At 73.9% G+C, this 17,587-nt stretch carries 17 protein-coding genes and 1 pseudogene; 7 read left to right on the top strand and 11 right to left on the bottom strand.

Going from position 1 to position 17,587, the window contains the following annotated elements; all coding sequences use genetic code 11:
* Positions 1-185 precede the first annotated feature (185 nt).
* Entirely contained in the window at positions 186-1,457 is a 1,272-nt protein-coding gene (locus ACIPXB_RS24465; protein ID WP_401453308.1) for a flavin-containing monooxygenase, read from the bottom strand.
* A 221-nt stretch (positions 1,458-1,678) separates the two neighbouring features.
* Here ACIPXB_RS24465 and ACIPXB_RS24460 point away from each other — a divergent pair, with 221 nt between their 5' ends.
* Both ACIPXB_RS24460 and ACIPXB_RS24455 read left to right on the top strand, forming a co-directional pair.
* On the top strand, positions 1,679-2,131 hold the full coding sequence (locus tag ACIPXB_RS24460) for a DoxX family protein (protein WP_401453306.1): 453 nt from the start codon (positions 1,679-1,681) through the stop codon (positions 2,129-2,131).
* 53 nt (positions 2,132-2,184) lie between these two features.
* Positions 2,185-2,613, top strand: coding sequence for a Zn-ribbon domain-containing OB-fold protein (locus tag ACIPXB_RS24455; protein ID WP_401453405.1), 429 nt, complete (start codon positions 2,185-2,187; stop codon positions 2,611-2,613).
* 87 nt (positions 2,614-2,700) lie between these two features.
* Here the strand turns inward: ACIPXB_RS24455 and ACIPXB_RS24450 are convergent, their stop codons facing one another.
* The 4 genes from ACIPXB_RS24450 to ACIPXB_RS24435 form a co-directional block, all read right to left on the bottom strand.
* A complete protein-coding gene (locus tag ACIPXB_RS24450; protein ID WP_401453304.1) occupies positions 2,701-3,417 on the bottom strand; it encodes a pyridoxal 5'-phosphate synthase in 717 nt (238 codons plus the stop codon).
* 70 nt (positions 3,418-3,487) lie between these two features.
* Positions 3,488-4,345 (bottom strand): RICIN domain-containing protein, encoded by an 858-nt coding sequence (locus tag ACIPXB_RS24445; protein ID WP_401453302.1) that lies wholly within the window; start codon positions 4,343-4,345, stop codon positions 3,488-3,490.
* A gap of 141 nt (positions 4,346-4,486) precedes the next feature.
* Complete coding sequence (locus ACIPXB_RS24440; protein WP_401453300.1) at positions 4,487-4,858, bottom strand: VOC family protein; 372 nt, start codon at positions 4,856-4,858, stop codon at positions 4,487-4,489.
* 25 nt (positions 4,859-4,883) lie between these two features.
* Positions 4,884-6,107 carry an acetyl-CoA acetyltransferase gene (locus ACIPXB_RS24435; RefSeq protein ID WP_401453298.1) on the bottom strand — a complete coding sequence of 408 codons (1,224 nt, stop codon included), beginning with the start codon at positions 6,105-6,107 and terminating at the stop codon, positions 4,884-4,886.
* A gap of 150 nt (positions 6,108-6,257) precedes the next feature.
* Between ACIPXB_RS24435 and ACIPXB_RS24430 the strand changes: the two genes are divergently transcribed.
* Both ACIPXB_RS24430 and ACIPXB_RS24425 read left to right on the top strand, forming a co-directional pair.
* Positions 6,258-7,526, top strand: a complete 1,269-nt coding sequence (locus ACIPXB_RS24430; RefSeq protein WP_401453296.1) for an acyl-CoA dehydrogenase family protein — start codon at positions 6,258-6,260, stop codon at positions 7,524-7,526.
* A complete protein-coding gene (locus ACIPXB_RS24425; RefSeq protein WP_401453294.1) occupies positions 7,526-7,999 on the top strand; it encodes a nitroreductase family deazaflavin-dependent oxidoreductase in 474 nt (157 codons plus the stop codon). The genes ACIPXB_RS24430 and ACIPXB_RS24425 overlap by 1 nt, the downstream gene beginning before the upstream one ends.
* A gap of 123 nt (positions 8,000-8,122) precedes the next feature.
* Here ACIPXB_RS24425 and ACIPXB_RS24420 read toward each other — a convergent pair whose 3' ends face one another.
* A complete protein-coding gene (locus tag ACIPXB_RS24420; RefSeq protein WP_401453292.1) occupies positions 8,123-8,770 on the bottom strand; it encodes a TetR family transcriptional regulator in 648 nt (215 codons plus the stop codon).
* Positions 8,771-9,073: 303 nt separating this feature from the next.
* Here ACIPXB_RS24420 and ACIPXB_RS24415 point away from each other — a divergent pair, with 303 nt between their 5' ends.
* The 3 genes from ACIPXB_RS24415 to ACIPXB_RS24405 all read left to right on the top strand — a co-directional run bounded on the left by ACIPXB_RS24415 (position 9,074) and on the right by ACIPXB_RS24405 (position 13,257).
* Complete coding sequence (locus ACIPXB_RS24415) at positions 9,074-9,862, top strand: VOC family protein (protein ID WP_401453290.1); 789 nt, start codon at positions 9,074-9,076, stop codon at positions 9,860-9,862.
* Between the two features lie 108 nt (positions 9,863-9,970).
* Positions 9,971-12,385: a PQQ-binding-like beta-propeller repeat protein gene (locus tag ACIPXB_RS24410; RefSeq protein WP_401453403.1), complete on the top strand. Its 2,415-nt coding sequence runs from the start codon at positions 9,971-9,973 to the stop codon at positions 12,383-12,385.
* A gap of 371 nt (positions 12,386-12,756) precedes the next feature.
* A complete protein-coding gene (locus tag ACIPXB_RS24405; protein ID WP_401453288.1) occupies positions 12,757-13,257 on the top strand; it encodes a peptidylprolyl isomerase in 501 nt (166 codons plus the stop codon).
* A gap of 70 nt (positions 13,258-13,327) precedes the next feature.
* Here the strand turns inward: ACIPXB_RS24405 and ACIPXB_RS24400 are convergent, their stop codons facing one another.
* The 5 genes and pseudogenes from ACIPXB_RS24400 to ACIPXB_RS24380 form a co-directional block, all read right to left on the bottom strand.
* Positions 13,328-13,801 carry an SUKH-3 domain-containing protein gene (locus ACIPXB_RS24400; protein WP_401453286.1) on the bottom strand — a complete coding sequence of 158 codons (474 nt, stop codon included), beginning with the start codon at positions 13,799-13,801 and terminating at the stop codon, positions 13,328-13,330.
* On the bottom strand, positions 13,798-14,736 hold the full coding sequence (locus ACIPXB_RS24395; RefSeq protein WP_401453284.1) for an SUKH-3 domain-containing protein: 939 nt from the start codon (positions 14,734-14,736) through the stop codon (positions 13,798-13,800). Before ACIPXB_RS24395 ends, ACIPXB_RS24400 begins: the two co-directional genes overlap by 4 nt.
* A complete protein-coding gene (locus ACIPXB_RS24390; protein ID WP_401453282.1) occupies positions 14,726-15,118 on the bottom strand; it encodes a YwqJ-related putative deaminase in 393 nt (130 codons plus the stop codon). Before ACIPXB_RS24390 ends, ACIPXB_RS24395 begins: the two co-directional genes overlap by 11 nt.
* The gene (locus tag ACIPXB_RS24385) at positions 15,111-15,584 is read right to left on the bottom strand and encodes an SUKH-3 domain-containing protein (RefSeq protein WP_401453280.1); all 474 of its coding nucleotides are present in this window, start codon (positions 15,582-15,584) and stop codon (positions 15,111-15,113) included. The genes ACIPXB_RS24390 and ACIPXB_RS24385 overlap by 8 nt, the downstream gene beginning before the upstream one ends.
* Before the next feature lie 52 nt (positions 15,585-15,636).
* Positions 15,637-17,379: pseudogene (locus tag ACIPXB_RS24380) on the bottom strand (YwqJ-related putative deaminase); the annotation flags it as partial.
* Positions 17,380-17,587 lie beyond the last annotated feature (208 nt).

Below are 17,587 nucleotides of genomic sequence, written 5' to 3'. Positions count from 1 at the left end.
CGTCAGGAACAGGGCTGCGCAGGAAAAGGTGACGGACCGCCCCGCCGGGCGGGGTGTGGCCCACCGGGCGGGGCGTGGCGCCCACCGGGCGGGGCGTGGCGCGCACCGGGTGGGGTGGGGCGCGCACCGGGCGGGCCGTGCGCTTACCGGGTGGGGCGTGGGGCTTGCGGGGCGGTGCGTGGCGCTTACTGGGCGGGACGGGCTGCGCGGCGGGAGGCTCGGGTGGAGCGGGGCTGCCGGGTGGAGCGGGGGCCGCGGGTCCGGGTCCGCTCGGCCTCCTCCTTGGAGAGTGCCCGCGAAAGTCCCCGCGCTATCTTCTCGGCGTCCCGCGCCAGTTCGCGGAGCATCCCGCTGATGGGACTGCTGAAGCCGGTGAAGTACAGACCCGGCGCCTGCGCACAGGCACGGGCGCCGTGCGCGAGGGGACGGCCCTGCTCGTCCAGTACGCCGAGATGGCCGACCAGGCCCTCCAGCGCGCGGTGGTAGCCGGTGGCCGCGACCACCGCGTCCGGGGTGATCCGGGAACCGTCGGCGAGCACCACCTCGGCGCCGTCGAAGCCCTCGACGGCGGCGACCGGCTCGACCCGGCCGGCCCGGACGGCGGCGATCAGGCCGACGTCCTGCACGGGGATCGCACCCTGCTTGACCCGGGTGTAGAGGCCCGTATCGGGGCGCGGAAGGCCGTGCGCCGACAGGTCGGGGACGGAGATCCTCGCGACGGCCCGCGCGAGCCGGTCCACCAGGCGTACGGGCAGCCGCCGTACCAGGATCCCGGTCCGCTGGGCGGGCCAGCCGGCCGTCGAACGGCGCAGGATGTGCGGGACGGTGCGCACCGCCAGGCGTACCCGCGCGGCGCCGCCCTCGACGAGGTCGACGGCGATCTCGGCGCCGGTGTTGCCGACGCCGACGACCAGGACGTCCTGGCCGGCGTACGGCCGGGCGTTGCGGTAGCCGCTCGCGTGCGTGAGCGTGCCCGGGTAGGTGTCGCGGCCGGTCCAGTCGGGCAGCCGCGGGGTGTGGTTGTAGCCGGTGGCGACCACCACGGCGCGGGCGTCGAGCTCACGGCCGCCGGTGGCGAACAGGGTCCAGCCCGCCCCGTCCGCGGCCCGCTCGATCCGGGTGACCTCGACGCCGGTGACCACCTCCAGCTCGTGGTGCTCGGCGTACTGCTCCAGGTAGCGCACCGCGTTGTCGCGCGCGACCCACCGGCCGAAGCGGCGCGGGATGGCCAGGCCGGGCAGGCCGGACAGGCGGCGGGTGGTGTGCAGGTGCAGCCGGTCGTAGTGGCGGCGCCAGGAGGCGCCGACGGAGTCGGACTTCTCCACGACCACCGCCCGCACCCCCCGGGCGCGCAGGGCGGCGGCCGCGGCGAGCCCGCCGGGCCCGCCGCCGATCACGTACACGGGACGCGGCTGCGTGACGCGGAGGTCGTCGGTCTGTGTGCGGGGTCCGGGCATGAGCAGTGAGCGTATCGCCACGCAGCGTTGTTGGGTCTCGGGAGTGCGGGGATCCGGTTGCGGATCGATCACGGCGGGGTGGGGTGGGTCGGGACGGGCCGGAGCGGCGCCGGAGTGGCCCGGCGTGGGCTGGAGCGGTGTCGCCCCGGGCTCTTGCGGGATCGGCGGCGATCCGCTGAACTGACGTACCGTCAGATCATGCGCAGGGTGGAGGGTGGCCGATGCAGACCGTCTGGCTCAGTGGGGCCGAATGGCTCGCCGTGCTCCGCATAGGTCTCGGCCTGTGGTGGCTGGAGAGCTGGCGGCACAAGGACAAGAAGGGCTGGTTCGAGCGCGGTACCGGCATCGCGTGGGCGGCCGACGTCGCGAACAAGCACCGCTGGGCGTTCGTGAAGGGCGGCTTCCAGAGGGTCGTCCAGCCCCGGCCGCGCCTGATGGCGTACGTCGTCGTCTACGCCGAGCTGGCCCTGGGTCTCGGTCTGATCAGCGGCTTCCTGACCCCGATCGCCCTGGTCGGCGGCCTGCTGCTGAACCTGCTCTACCTCGTGCTGATGATCCACGACTGGGCCGAGCAGGGACAGAACGCCATGATGGCGCTGATCTCCCTGGTCGCGCTGCTCGCCATGAGCTGGCAGGTCTGGTCACTGGACGCGGCGATCGGGCTGTTCCTGTGAGCGGGGGCGGGGGTGCGGCGTCCGGTGCGGGCGGTGCGAGTGGCGCCGGCGGTCTGGTGGGTGCGGGGCCGCGTTTCGATCTGCCGGAGGTGGACGACTTCACGCGCCCCTACTGGGACGCCGCCGCCGAGGGCGCGCTGCTGCTGCGCCACTGCGCGGCCTGCGAGCGCGCGCACCACTACCCGCGCGAGTTCTGCCCGTACTGCTGGGCGGAGCCGGACCAGGTCGGCTGGCGCCCGGCGACCGGCCGCGCCACGCTCTACACCTGGTCCGTCGTCCACCGCAACGACCTGCCGCCCTTCGGCGCGCGCGTCCCGTACGTCGCCGCCGTCGTCGACCTCGCCGAGGGGCCCCGGATGATGACCGAGGTCGTCGACTGTCCCGAGGCCCGCCTGGCCGTCGGCATGCCGCTCGAGGTCACGTTCCGCGAGATGGCCGAGGGCATCACAGTCCCGGTGTTCCGCCCGGCGGCGGCTGCCTGATGGCGTGGGCCGCCTGAGCGTGTCGGCTGCCTGAGCGCGTCGGCTGCCTGAGCGCGTCGGCCGCCTCAGCGCGGCGGGCCGGGGCGCCTACGGCCACAGGAGTTCGCGGGTCCAGCCGCCCTCGGGGGTGCGCCGGTAGCGCAGCCGGACGTGGCGGCGCGTCGCGTCGCCCTGGAAGAACTCGACCTCGTCGGCGTCCAGGACGTACGCCGTCCAGGTCGGTGCGGGCGCGTCCGGCTCCGCCCCGGCCCGCTCCCACGCGGCCGCCGACGCCTCGGCCAGTTCCTGGACCGAGCCGAGCACCTCGCTCTGGTGCCCGGTCAGCGCGGCGGCCAGCGCTCCGCGCGAGCGTACGGCCAGATCCGCCCGGCTCTCCTCGGGGCTGCCGGTGGTGACCCGTCCCCGGACGCGGACCTGGCGTGCCACGGCCGGCCAGTAGAACCCGAGCGCCGCCCGGGGGCGGGCGGCCAGTTGCCGGCCCTTGGCGCTGGTGGCGTGCGAGGCGAAGTGCCAGCCGCGCCCGTCGGCGTCGTGCAGCATCAGCGTCCGTACGTCGGGCCGCCCCTCTTCGTCGACGGTCGCCAGCGACATGGTGTGCGGCTCGACCTGGCCGGCCGCGGCGGCGTGCACGAACCACTCCCGGAACAGCACCACCGGCTCGGCGGGCGCGGCGCCCGCGTCGAAGCCGGGCAGCTCGGTGTCCCACACCCGCAGGGACCGCAGGACGGCGTGGAAGTCGTCGGGTGCGGGTGCGGGTGCGGGGGATGGGGCGGGAGCTGCGTCGGGGGTCTCGTTACGGCTCATGCTGGTCATCGAACACCATGAGCGCGGGGGCCCGGCCCCAGGCCCGCGCGGGGGCCGGGAGGGCGTGCGGTCATCTGTGCCAGGTCTGAATGGGGCCGCCGTAGCAGTCCCACTGGACGAGGACGCTGCCGTTGCTCCTGTTCCCGCCGGCGTCCAGGCACTTGCTGCTGTGCTCGTTCATGATCACCCATTTGCCCTTGAGCGGGACCACCGTCCACTTCTGGGTGGCCCCGTCGTAGCAGTCGTACTGGACGACGGGGGTGCCGTTGGCCAGGCTCCACTTGGCGTCGAGGCATTTGCCGCTGTCCGTGTTGACGATGTGCTGCCCCTTCAGCGTCCAGAGCTGGGTCGCTCCGCCGTAGCAGTCGAACTGGACGATCTCGCGGCTGTTCTCCTTGTGCCATCCGGCATCCGGGCACTTGCCGCTGTCGTCGTTGCGGAACATCGTGGTGACGGACGGGGCCAGCGGGTTCGTCCGCTGCTCGGGAGGCTTCCCGGGGGTGGGGGCCGCCGGCGGGGCCCCCGGCGGGGGTGTGGTGCGGGGTGCTTGCGGTGGGTTGTTCTCGCTCGCGCCCGGCCGGGGCGCCGGCGCGAGGGGCTCGCCCGACGCGGGTGGCTCGCCCGACGCGGGTGGCTCGCCCGGCGCGGGCGGCTCGCCCGGAACGGTGGGCGTGGTGGAAGGCGAGGGCCCCGGGGACGCGGGGGGTTCACCCGGCCGCTGGGTGGGCGAGGGGCCGGACGGCCCCGCCGACGAGGCAGCCGCCGCGGCCGACGGCCGGTCCGCCTTGGTCGCGGTCACCCAGACCGTGGCGAGGGTCCCCACCACCGGAACCACGATGCCGATCACCCACCAGGCCCACTTCGGCTGACTGCCCCGCGAGTCCCCGTCCTCGTCGGTCCGCTCCGGTGTCGCACGCTCTCCACTCATGCCTCAACTCCCCCTTGGTGCCAGCATGTTAGCGAGGGGGAGCCGGAAGGTTGCAGGATGCCCGGTCCAGCCGGCCAGCGCCTGGCCGGGGCCGTCGCCGCGCGCCGCGTCAGGCCGTGTGTGCGTCAGGCCGGGTGCGCCTCAGGCCAGGTCCGCCGCCCTCGTGTGGCGGGGCTCGTACAGGGCGATCTCGCCGCCTCCCGGGAGGCGGAACCTCGTCAGGCGGCCCCAGCCGGCGTCGGTGATGCCGGTCGTGAACTCGACGCCGGCCGCCATGAGTTCGGCCACCGTGGTCTCGACGTCGTCGCACATGAGGTAGAGCTCGTGCGCGCCCGGCCCCGGGCCCGGGTCCACCGGCTCCGCCGGGTGGACCGCGACCTCCGCCGGGGGCAGCGCGAAGATCAGCCAGCCTCCGCCGGCGTCGACGTGGCGGAACCCGAGGACGTCGCGGAGGAAGACCCGGTCGGCCTCGGCGTCGCGGCTGTAGATGATGACGTGGGCGCCATTGATCATGCGGCCGACAGTACGGGCACCGGCCCTACCCCCGGCCCAGGATCACCGTGCCCGAGGAGCAGAACCACCCGCCCGTACCCGAGGCGACCGCCACCTCGGGCAGTCGGCCGCCGCGCTTGCGCACCTGCCCCTCACCCGCCTCGCCCCGCAGCTGCCGTACCGCTTCGACCAGCAGGAACAGCCCCCGCATCCCCGGGTGGCAGGCCGACAGGCCGCCGCCGTCGGTGTTGACGGGGAGCTCGCCGTCGCGCAGCAGCCGCCCCTTCTCCACGAAGGCCCCGCCCTCGCCCTTGGCGCAGAACCCCAGGTCCTCCAGGGTCACCAGCGTCATGTACGTGAACGCGTCGTAGAGCTCGGCGACGTCGACGTCCGAGGGGCGCAGCCCGGCCCGCTCGAAGGCGATCCGCCCCGAGACGGCCGCCGGGGAGACCGTGAAGTCCTCCCACTCCGACATCGTGGTGTGGGAGACGGACGTGCCCGTGCCCAGCACCCACACCGGGGCCTTGGCCGTGTCCGCGACATACTCCTCGGCGGCCAGCAGCACCGCGCACCCGCCGTCCGAGCGGATGCAGCAGTGCAGCTTGGTGAACGGGTCCGCGATCATGTCCGACGACAGGACCTCGTCGACGGTCAGGGGCTCGCGGAACATCGCGTCCGGGTTCGTCGCCGCGTTCGCGCGGGCCTGGACCGCCACCGAGGCGAGCTGTTCCAGGGTCGTGCCGTACGCGTGCATGTGCCGGCGGGCGGCCATCGCGTACTTCGCGATCAGGGTGTGGCCGTAGGGGACCTCGAACTGCAGCGGTCCCCGCGCGCCGAAGGACAGGTTCGACGTACGCCGCCGCGCCTTGATGTCGGCGCGCGCCGTCGAGCCGTAGACGAGCAGGACGGCGTTGGCGGCACCGGAGGCGATCGCGTCCGCCGCGTGCGCCGCCATGACCTCCCAGGTGGAGCCGCCGACCGAGGTCGAGTCCACCCACGTGGGCCGCAGGCCCAGGTACTCGGCGACCTCGACGGGGGCGAGGGTGCCGAGACCGGCCGAGGCGAGCCCGTCGACGACCGAGCGGTCCAGCCCGGAGTCGGCCAGGGCGCGCCGGGCGGCCTGGGCGTGCAGGGCGTACGGGGTGGGGCCGTCGACCTTGCCGCAGTCCGAGAGGGCGACGCCGACGACCGCGACCCGGCGGCGGCCGTGCGGGGAGAGCGGGGAAGGTGGGGTGGCGGGGAGTCCGGGGCGTCCAGGGAGTCCAGGCATGCGTGCACGGTATATCTGACGGATCGTCAGGCGCTAGTGCGGGCGCCGGGGGCGTCTTCTCGGGCGGGCCGCTCCCTCCCTCTGTGCATCTGGCCGCCCCCGCCCTAACATGACGGCCCGTCAGATATCTCCCCCGGGAGGAGCCCGACGATGGACGCCGCCTTCACCGCGGAGCAGGACGAGATGCGCCGCACCTTGCGCGAGATCCTGGGCAAACGCTGCGGTCCGGACGAGGTCAAGGCCGCTGTCCGGACCGACGCCGGATACGACCCCGAGCTGTGGCAGCAGCTCGCCCACCAGCTCGGGCTGCCCGGGATCGCCGTCGCCGAGGAGTACGGCGGCGTCGGCTGCACCCCCACCGAGCTGGCGCTGGCCTGCGAGGAGACCGGGCGCGTCCTGCTCCCCTCGCCCCTGCTGGCGACCGCGGCGCTGGCGGTACCGCTGATCACCGCCCTCGGGACGGGCGCGCAGCGCTCCGCACTGCTGCCGCCGCTGGCCGCCGGGAACCTGACCGCCACGCTCGCCGTGCCCGGTACCGCGCTGTCCACCGCGCTGGCGCTGACCGGCGAGAACACCGGCGGGGCATGGGCGGGCGGCGGCCGGGCCGGCGGGGTGCAGGCCCGCCGGGACGAGGGCGGCTGGCGGCTGTACGGGGAGGCGGCGCAGGTCCTCGACGGCCACAGCGCCGGCCTGCTGCTGGTCGCCGCGCACGCCGGGGGCTTCGCGCGCAGCCGTACGCTGCTGTTCCTCGTACGGGGGGACGCGGCCGGCCTGGTGCGCACCCGGCAGACCGTCCTGGACGAGACCCGGCCGCAGGCGCGGGTGCAGTTCCGCGACACCACCGCCGAGCTGCTGGGGCAGGGCCCGGAGGCGGAGTACGGCGAAGGGCCGGGCTACGGCGACGGGCCGGGCTACGGCGACGGGCCGGACCACGGTGACGTCGCGGGCGCGGGGTCCGGTGTGCTCGCGGCCCTCGCCGACGCCGGGCGGGCCGCCGCCGCCGTGCTGGCCGCCGAGGCCGCCGGTGCGGCCGGCCAGGCGCTCGCCCGCACGGTCGAGTACGTCGGCCAGCGCGAGCAGTTCGGGCGGCCGGTCGGGTCCTTCCAGGCCGTCAAGCACCGCCTCGCCGACGTGTACGTACAGGTGCAGGCGGCGCGCTCGGCGGCGTACTACGCGGCCTGGGACCCCGAGCAGGGGCCGCTCGCGCTCGCCCAGGCCCTGGAGGCGCTGCGCCTCGCGGCGGGCGAGGCGATCCAGCTGCACGGCGGGATCGGCTTCACCTGGGAGCACGACGCGCACCTGTACTTCAAGCGGGCGGCCGCCGACGAGTTGCTGTTCGGGCCGGTCCACCGGCTGCGCGCGCACGCCGCGCACCGCGCGGGCCTGTTCACCCCCACACAGGAGAAGGTGGCCGTCTGATGGCTCCCGGCGTCAAGCTCATGCAGAAGGTGTCCTCGACCCTGCTGTTCGCGAAGATCGCACCGCACTTCATCCCCGCGATGGACAAGGCCGTGCACCGGCTGACCCGCGGCCGCGTCATGCTCAGCGCCCAGATGCTGCCCGGGGTGATCCTGACCGCCCGGGGCGCCAAGACGGGCGAGCCGCGCACCACGCCGCTCGCCTGCATGCCGGAGGAGGGCGGGGCGAGCTGGATCCTGATCGGGTCCAACTTCGGCCGGCCCGGGCATCCGGCGTGGACCGGGAACCTGCTCAAGCACCCGGACGCGGACGTGAGTTGGAAGGGCCAGGACATCGCCGTACGGGCCCGGCTGCTCCAGGGCGAGGAGCGGGCGGCCGCGTGGCAGGCGGTGCTGAAGTTCTGGCCGCCGTACGCGACGTACCAGGCACGCATCGAGCGCGAGATCCGGCTGTTCCGGCTGGAGCGGCGCTGACCGCGACCGGAGGCCCGGCGACTGTCCGGACCCGGAGGCCGTGACGCCGGATACCGTGACGCCGTGACGCCGGATACCGTGACGCCGTGACGCCGGGGCGGCGGACCCTTTCCGGATCCGCCGTTACCTGGTCGGCTTCTTGCCCGTGATGCCGAGGTGGACGAGCAGCGCCAGGTTCGGCTTGAGCTCGGCCTGCTTGACCCCCCAGGTCTGGAAGCCCTTCTGGTGGGAGGCGACCGCGGCCAGCATCGCGACGAGGGAGCCGGCGACGGCGGCGGGGCTGACGTCCTTGTCGACCTTGCCCTTGGCCTGGAGCTCCTTCATCGACTCCGTCAGGGAGTTGGTGACGGAGTTCAGGATCTTCATGCGGATCTTGTAGAAGCGCTTGTCGCCCTCGGCCGCACCGAGGTCGACGACCCGCAGGATCGCGTCGTTGCGCCGCCAGAAGTCCAGGAATCCCTCGACGAGTTCCTCGGCAGCCTGCCAGCCGGACTTGCCGACCCAGCTACGGCCCTCGACGAGCGCCGTCAACTGCGCGCCCTCGGCGGCCATGTGCTCGGCGATCTCCAGGACGGCGCCCTCGACGTCCGGGAAGTACTGGTAGAAGGTCGCGGGGGAGGTGCCGGCCTTGCGGGCGACATCGATCACCTTCACGTCGCGGTACGGCGAGGAGCTGAGCATCTCGCCGAGGCAGTCGAGCAGCTTCTGCCGCGTCGCCTGACCGCGTCGGCCGGCAACGCGGCCGTCGACGGTGCGTACTTGTCCTGTCATGCCGTCAGCTTACCGAGGGGCGATCCGCGCGCGATTCGGCCGCCTGCAAATGGGGTGACGCGCGGTCCGGCCAGGCGGCGGGCCCTTTCGACGGCGATTTCCAGCCGGAGGTGCGGACTGGGTGCAGCCGATGTGAATCCGTCGGCGGGCCCCGGCGCGTCCCCCTTCCCTCGGAGGATCCCCCGAATAGTCTTATCAACAGGCTGTGGACAAGGTGGCAGCAGATCATGTGCTGGGGGCGCATACCGCAGGAGAAGGCAGTACATGGCACCACACCCCCGCACAACGGAAGGAACCGGGCCCATGGCCGCATTCACGGAAGGCACGCCCTGCTGGGTGGATGCCTCGCTTCCGGACGTCGAGGCGGGCAAGCGTTTCTACGGCGAGCTCTTCGGCTGGACCTTCGGGGAGAGCGCCGGCGGCTACGGCGGCTACACGCAGGCGTACAGCCGGGGCCGCAACGTCGCCGCCCTCGCCCCCAAGCCCGACGGGCGCATGCCCACCGTGTGGGGCGTCTACCTGTACACCTCCGACGCGTACGCCTGCGCCCAGCGCATCCGCGCCGCCGGCGGGCAGATGGTGATGGAGCCCATGCCCGTCGGCCCGTACGGCACCGCGGCCATGGCCGCCGACCCCGGCGGCGCGGTCTTCGGGCTGTGGCAGCCCGGCACGCACCACGGCTTCGAGGCCAGCATGGAGCCGAACACGTACTGCTGGACCGAGCTCTACACCCGTGCTCGAGACGCGGTGGACGCCTTCTACGCCAAGGTGTTCGGCTACGTGCCCGAGGACCAGACCGACGCGGGCACCGACTACCGCACCTGGTCCCCGCCCGGCAGCGCGCCCGGCCCGGACACGGCCGTGATGGGCCGCACGCTCATCACGGACGCGTTCCCCGAGATGATGCCCTCGCACTACCTGGCGTACTTCGCGGTCGCCGACTGCGACACGGCGGCGGCCACCGTGCGCAGGCTCGGCGGACGCGTGACGGCGGACCCGTTCGACACGCCGTACGGGCGGATCGCGGTCGTCACCGACAATCAGGGGGCGGCCTTCGCGTTGCTCTCGGAACCCGACGACGAGAAGGCCTGACAGAATCGGGGTTGCGCGACCCCGGGCGGCGCCCGGGAGTGAGACGCTGCACGGGCTGGTGGTGGGCGGGCCCGGCATGGGCCCGTACGGGGAGGTGTGAGGCGAGTGGTGGAGCAGCTGACGCAGCACGACCCGAGACGGATCGGCCCCTTCGAGGTGCTGGGACGGCTCGGGGCCGGCGGCATGGGGCTGGTCTATCTCGCACGGTCGGCGTCCGGCCGGCGGGTCGCGATCAAGACGGTACGGACCGAGCTCGCCGAGGACCAGCTGTTCCGCGTGCGCTTCACCCGCGAGGTGGAGGCGGCGCGCGCCGTCTCCGGCTTCTACACCGCCGCGGTGGTGGACGCCGACCCGCGGGCCGCCGTGCCCTGGCTGGCCACCGCGTACGTGCCGGCGCCCTCGCTGGAGGAGATCGTCAACGAGTGCGGGCCGATGCCCGCGCAGGCCGTGCGCTGGCTCGCCGCCGGTATCGCGGAGGCGCTGCAGTCGATCCACGGCGCGGGACTGGTGCACCGGGACCTGAAGCCGTCCAACGTGCTCGTGGTCGAGGACGGCCCGCGCGTGATCGACTTCGGTATCGCCAGCGGTGTCTCCAACACCCGGCTGACCATGACGAACGTGGCCGTCGGCACGCCCGCGTACATGTCGCCCGAGCAGGCGAAGGACTCGCGCAGCGTCAAGGGCGCCAGCGACGTCTTCTCGCTCGGCTCGACGCTGGTCTTCGCGGCGACCGGCCACCCGCCGTACCACGGGGCCAATCCGGTGGAGACGGTCTTCATGCTGCTGCGCGAGGGCCCGAACCTGGAGGGCCTGCCGGAGGAGCTGCGGCCCCTGATCGAGTCGTGCATGCAGATGGACGCCGCGGCCCGGCCGACCCCGGCCGACCTCCAGGCACAGCTGGCCCCGCACCTCTTCGCGGCCGGGGACGACAGCGGGACGGCGTCCGCGTGGCTGCCGGCGCGGGCGGTCGCGATGATCGAGGCGCGCCGGGCGGGCCAGCGGACGAGCGCGATCGGTACGCCGGGTGCGGGCGGTGGCCCGGGCGCGGGCGGCGGCCCGGGTCCGCGGGCCGGCGCCGGGGCCGAGGCCCGTACGCACCGGCAGCCGCCGCGGCCCTCGAACCCGCCGCGCGGCGCCGACCCGTGGGTCGACCCGCGCACCGGCCAGCAGGCCCCGCCCCGCCCGCACCACCCGCCCGCCCCGTCGGGCGAGCCCGTGCGCCTGGGCGGCTCACCCGTGCCGATCGGGCCGGGCCCGCGCGTCGCGGCCGCGGCCGCGGTGACGCCGGGCGCGGAGGCGGCCACCGGCTGGGTGCGCCCGCCGGGCGGGGTCGCGGCCCCGGCGGCGCCGGCGGTGGCCACCGTGCCGCGGCCCGGCCCCTCGCCGGACAGCGGCCGCTGGCGGCCGTGGCGGTTCCGCATGTCCAACGAGGTCTGGGGCACCCCGACCGTCGCCGGCGACCTGCTGTACGTCACCTCCTTCGAGGTGCACGCCCTGGACGTGGGCAGCGGCCGCCGCCAGTTCAAGACGCGGGACGTCGCCTGGTCGATGGCCGTCGCCGACGGCCGTATCCACGCCTCGGACGGCCCGTCGCTGTACGCCCTGGACGCCTCCGACGGCTCCGAGCGGTGGCGGCTGGCCACGGACGCGTGGGTGTACGCGCTGCGCGCCGACCGGGGCACGGTGGTCACCGCGACGCGCGGCGGCGGCGTACAGGCCTGGGAGGCGGCCAGCGGGCAGAAGCTGTGGGAGCTGTCCGGGGCCCAGACGGACTTCGAGACGGCCGAGGCGGCGCCGGTCCTGGCGGACGGCACCGTGTACGTCTGGCAGGACGCCCGGCTGCGGGCGCTGGACGCCCGCAGCGGGCGCGAGGCGTGGTCGTACCCGGTGGGCGACGCGGCGTCCTGCGGCAACGTTCCGGTACGGGTGACGCCGGCCGCCGACGGCAACGTGTACGTGGCCGCGGGCACCCGGGTGCTGTCGATCGAGCGGGCGTCGGGCCGGGTGCGCTGGCACTTCGAGGCGCCGGCGGTGTTCATGGCCCCGCCGACCTTCGCGCCGGGGCCGGCGGTGACCGGCGGCGGCGTGTACCTGGCCGACTACCTGGGCACGGTGTACGCGCTGGACGCGTCGACCGGCGCGGACCGGTGGCGGATCGCGACGGAACCGCGGCCTTCGGCCGAACCGGTGATCGTCGCGAACGGCAGCGTCCACCTGGGGGCGGGCAGCGCCCTGTACACCCTGGACGCGGTCACGGGCACCCCGAAGTGGCGCTTCGCGGCGGGCGGGGAGATCACGGGCTCCCCGGCGGTCGCCGACGGCCGGGTGCACTTCGGCTCGGCGGACTCCTGCCTGTACACGCTGGACGCGGCGGGCGGGCAGCTGCGGTGGAAGCTGGCCACGGGTGGCGAGATCACCGGGTCGCCGGTGGCGGAGGCGGGCGTGGTGTACGCGTGCAGCAAGGACCGCTGCGTGTACGCGCTGGACGCGGCGAAGGGCACGGGGACGCGGACGACGTCCTGACCGGGGGCCTCCCGGCCCCCGGCGCCCCGCCGGCGTCGGGCCGGCGTCGGGCCGGGAGGTGCCCCTGGGCGGGCTGCCCCCCCCGGGGCTCCGCCCCGGACCCCGCGCCTCAAACGTCGGCGGGGCTGGAGTGGCGGACCCTGCGCCTTGAACGCCGGCGGGGCTGGAGTGGCGGACCCTGCGCCTTGAACGCCGGCGGGGTGGGAGTGGCGGACCCCGCGCCTTGAACGCCGGCGGGGCTGGAGCGGCGGACCCTGGGCGGGGCGGGCCCCCCGCCGGACGGAGTCCGGCGCAGCGGCCCGGAGCCGGGCAGGCCCCTCGGGGCCGAGCCGTGCGAGGCGTGCGGCGAGAAAAGTGTCAGGATGGGCGGCATGAGTAACGACAACGTCTACTTCGACATCACCATCGGCGGCGAGCCCGCCGGCCGCATCGTCTTCAAGCTCTTCGACGACGTCGTGCCGAAGACCGCCGAGAACTTCCGCAAGCTCGCCACCGGCGAGCCGGGCTACGGCTACGCCGGGTCGCCCTTCCACCGCGTCATCCCGAACTTCATGCTGCAGGGCGGCGACTTCACCCGCCGCAACGGCACGGGCGGCAAGAGCATCTGGGGCGGCGAGTTCGACGACGAGAACTTCCAGCTGAAGCACGACCGTCCGTTCCTGCTGTCGATGGCGAACGCCGGCCGCAACACCAACGGCTCGCAGTTCTTCATCACCACCGTCGTCACCCCGTGGCTCGACGGCAAGCACGTCGTCTTCGGCGAGGTCGTCGAGGGCTCGGACCTCGTCAAGAAGATCGAGGCGCTCGGCTCGGGCTCCGGCGCGACCAAGACCGACATCGAGGTCGCGGCCTCCGGCGTCGTCGGCGCGTGACGCACCGCGTTCCGTAGGACCGTGCGGGACAGCGCAGGACCCCGGCGACCCCGCCGGGGTCCTGCGCGTTCTACGCGTAGTACGCGTCGATCTCGTCCTGGTCGCCCCGCATCAGGCTCGACAGGGCCTGCGCCTCGTCGCCGCCCAGGAAGTACGGGCCGGTGTGGTGCAGGTAGAAGAACCGGCCGAGGTCGTCCAGCAGCACCAGGCCGGCCTCCACCGTCTCGTAGCCCACGGGGAAGAGCCGCCGGTCCAGGTCCGCCGCCAGCCCGGCGATGTCCTCCGCGTCGCCCTCGTACCCGAGGGCCGGGTGCGGCAGGAAGACCCGCTCGGGCGCCAGGGGCATCGGGAAGCGCAGGCCGGCGTACCGGCCGACGAAGTCCGTGACGGCCTCCCACGGCTCCAGCGGGCAGCCCTGCCGTACGGAGTCCCGCACCCGCACCGCGATCAGGCGCTCGGCCTCGGCCCGGTCGGCGTGCTCCGGGTGCCAGCCGTGCGTACGCAGCCAGGCCTCGACCTCCGCCCGGGGCGCGGGCGGCCTCACGAGCGGGCTGCCCAGGCGCCGAGGTCCCGCTCGTACGCGCCGATCAGCTCGGCCGCCCGGCCTATGGACGCGGCCATCCCGGCCGACAGGGTGACGGTGGGCCGGCCGGCGGGGCCGCCCACGCTCACCGTGCACTCCAGGGTCGCCAGCGCCCCGGTCGTGCCGGGCGGGGCGGGGACGGACAGCGCCAGCTCGCAGCCCTGCGGGCGCAGGCCGAGCGCGGTCAGCACGGCCTCCATGGCGTCGGTCAGCGGCCCGGCGCCCGCCTCCAGCGGGCCGGGCGGCAGCGGGAAGTCCTGGTCCAGGGCCAGGACGCCCACCCCGCGCAGGGTGGTCGCGCGCAGCCGCAGCGAGCGGGCGCTGTAGACGCCGGTGTGGTGCAGCAGGTAGACGGCGACCAGGGCGGCCCGGACGGCGGCGGCGAGGTCGCCGGGGTGCGCGGCCAGCGGCCAGTACCGCTCGCGCGCCCGCAGCCGTACGGGCATCCGGCCCTCGGCCAGGGTCAGCAGCCCTTCGCGTGTGCTCTCGCCGAGCAACCAGGCCCCGCCGACCCCGAGGGTGAGCAGGCGGCCCTCCTCGTCGACGGCCATGGGGGCGTCGGTGTCCGTGCGGCCGAACGGGAACAGGCGGGTGCCGAGGGTGCGGCCCAGCTGGTACAGCGGTGGGCCGGCGTAGCGGGCCTCCTGGGGGTCCACGACGCAGCCGGTCGCGGCGACCTCCAGGCCGCCGTCGGCGCTCGGCGGTATGCGCAGGCCGTGGAACTCCCGCAGGGCGCGCTCGGCGGCGGGGAACAGCTCCCACATACCGACGGCCACGGTCTTGAGGATGGCGAACACGGCGTTGTCGGCGGCGTCCCGCCCGGGCCGCCAGCCGGCGGCGACGAGCACGTCCCGGTGCGCCGCCGGGTCCGCCTGTGTCAGAACGTCACTGGTCATGGATGACGTCGATGCCCAGCCGTTCGAGGAGCGCCGTGCACGAGCGGCAGACCTCGGCCTCGGTGCCGTGCTCCGGATCGCCCTCGGGGCGGATCTTGCGGGCGACCAGGGCCGACCCCGCGAAGTGGGGGAGTGCCTCGTCCAGGGTCGTGGTCCGGCCGTCCGTGCGCCGCTGGTCGAGGGCGTACATCTGGTCGGACACCAGGGCCGACTCCGCGCAGTAGCCGAGGAACGGCTCGCGCAGGGCGGGCGGGAGAGCGTCGAAGAACTCCCGGACGGCCGGGTGGAGGTGCGGCTCGCCGTCACCGGCGAGGTTGGTGTGGCTGACGATCGTGCCCTGGATGAGGAGGGACGCGGCCGTGCCGGGGACCAGGTCAGACAAAGTAGTCCTCCGCGTCCTGCATGGGGGCGTTGCCGAGGCTGATCATGGCCTCGGTCCGGTCGGCGCCCATGTAGTACGCGCCGGTGTGGTGCAGGTAGAAGAACCTGCCCCGGTCATCGATGACGATCGGGGAGCCTTCGGAGCTGTCGTAGCCGATGGGGAACAGCCGTACCCCCAGGTTGTCACTGAGCTCGGCGATATCGCTGGACGTCGACTGCCACACCAGGCACGGGGTGAAGTGGAGGTGATCCCCGCGCCGGGCGTCGATCGTCAGGCGCAGCCCGCCGTGCTCGGTGAGGAAAGCCGTCGCGGTGTCCAGGGGCTCCAGGGGGAATCCTTCCTCCTGGGACTGCCGCGTGATCTCCTCCACCATCGCCGGCACCTGGTCGGCCACGTCCCGGCCGGGGAACCATCCGTGGTCCCTGAACCAGGTGTCGACGTCCTCCGGGGTGTTCAGCCGTGGCACGAATAGCTCCCTATCCGGTGAAGGCGGTGATGCCCGCCATGTCGAGTGCGATCTCGCAGGATCGGCACGGTTTCTTGTAGTCGCCGTGGTTGAGGGCATCGGACGAGCGGTCCTTGCCGATCTGCACGGTGTACATCTGGGCGCCCCGCATGGCCTCGCGCACGTCATCGAGCGTACTGATGCCCCCACCATCGGGATCGAGATGGCGCAGCCGGTCGGAGATCAGGTTGGCCTCGGCGCACTTGCCGTGTCCGGCACCGGGATTGCGGCCGTCGGCCTTGAACTGCTGCTCGACCTGGTCGTAGATGTCCTTCAAAGCCGGGTGCAGTTCGGGCATCCGCTGGCCGGATCCCTTGGTCGCGCTCGAATGGCTGGTGATCACGCCGTCATGCAGGAGGCTCCCCGCGCACGACCCGTCCAGCAGGTTGGTGCCGGGCGGGAAGTGGGTCTTCGCCAGGTTGATCTTGTGCTTGGGGTCGTTCGGGTTGTCCGGGTCCGCCTTCCGCGCCTTGTCTGCCAGGTCGCGGGTCTCCCGTACCAGTGCGGTGCGCTGCTGCTCCGGGGTGAGGTGGCGTACGTCCAGCGGGTCGGTGCGGTGGTGGTTCATCCCGCCGGCGGAGCTGCCGTGCCACTTCGGGGGCGGCGTCATACGGTTGCCGCCGTTGTTGTTGCCCGTGCTTCCGCCGCCGCTCCCGCCGGTGGGGGGCTTGCCACCACCCCCGCCGCCGTTGCCTCCGCCGCCCTTGCCGCCCTGGGCCGCCTTGGCCTTGGCGCGGGCGAGGCGGGCGGCGAGGGCGTCGTCGTTGTTCTTGTGGTCGGTGGAGATCTGCTTGACGGCCTTGGGCAGGGTCTTGCCGACGTGGTCGCCGACCTGCTTCGTGGCCTTCATCAGGGCGGCCATGGCCTTGTCGGCGACCGGGTCGATGGCCGAGGCGATGCCGTCACGGCCCCGGGTGCGGCCGTGGGCGGTCTTGGCCTTGGTGAGCTTGGAGGTGGTCTTGCCGTGGATGCCGGTGCTGACCCCGGCGAGCTTGGTGTGGGCGCGGTCGTGCTCGTCGTGGTCGATGAACAGGTCGGCCAGGCCCGTGCCGCCGCCGGCGCGGCCGGAACCGCCGCCCGCCGAGGCGAGGTTCAGGGACTCCTTGCCGGACTGGACGCCCTCCTTCAGGCCGTCCTTGCCGGCCTCCTTGGTCTGGTCGAGATCGACACCGTCCTGGAGGCCCAGCGCCATCGACCCCAACTGCACCACGAGGTCCGCGGCCATGCCCTCCAGGGCGGCCACGGCCGGCTCCGTCATCGCCGCGACGATGTAGCCGACCGCCTCCTCCACGCACTCCTTGATCAGCCGCTTGACGACCTCCTGCGTGGCCCGCATCGCGCCGGCCCCGATCAGGGCCGAGAGGCCACCGGTGACCGGGATCGCCGCGATGGCGATGCCCGCCTCGGCGGCGAGGTAGCCGAGCTGGACGATCGCGGCGAGCTTCATCGCCTCGACCGCGCCGGCGGCCTTGTCCATCGCGCCCGCGATCGTGCGCGCCGCGCTGATGATGTCCTTGAGGTGCTTGCCCTTGACCTTGTTCCAGTGCTCGTCGAGCGCCTTGATCGACTCGCCCTCGCCCGAGGACAGCAGCCGCTCGAAGTGGTTGTTCGCCAGCTGCCCGTCGTCCGCGAGATCGTCGGCGAACTCCCGCAACGCGTCCGCCATCTCGCGGTAGGCGTCCTCGTCGACATTCGGCCAGGCCACGCCGATCAGGTCCAGCAGTGTGTCGGCCCAATCGGGCAACGTGACCGCCATGCCCCACTTCCCCCCGGTGTGAAGATTCGTTCGCTGGATGCTTGTGCGAACTCAGCTTGCCATGAGTGCGATCTTGCGGACGGCATCGTACGTATGGGTGATTTCCGCGTCGTCCGGGCGGGCGGCCGCGGTCGTACGCCGTGCCGATCCGGCCGGGGCCGTGGCGCGGGAGGCTCGGGGTGAGCCCGGGCGGCCCGCACCGGTCCGG

It is taken from the genome of Streptomyces sp. NPDC090022 (assembly GCF_044748145.1).
Lineage (GTDB): Bacteria > Actinomycetota > Actinomycetes > Streptomycetales > Streptomycetaceae > Streptomyces.
This window is presented reverse-complemented; position numbering and strand designations above follow the sequence as displayed.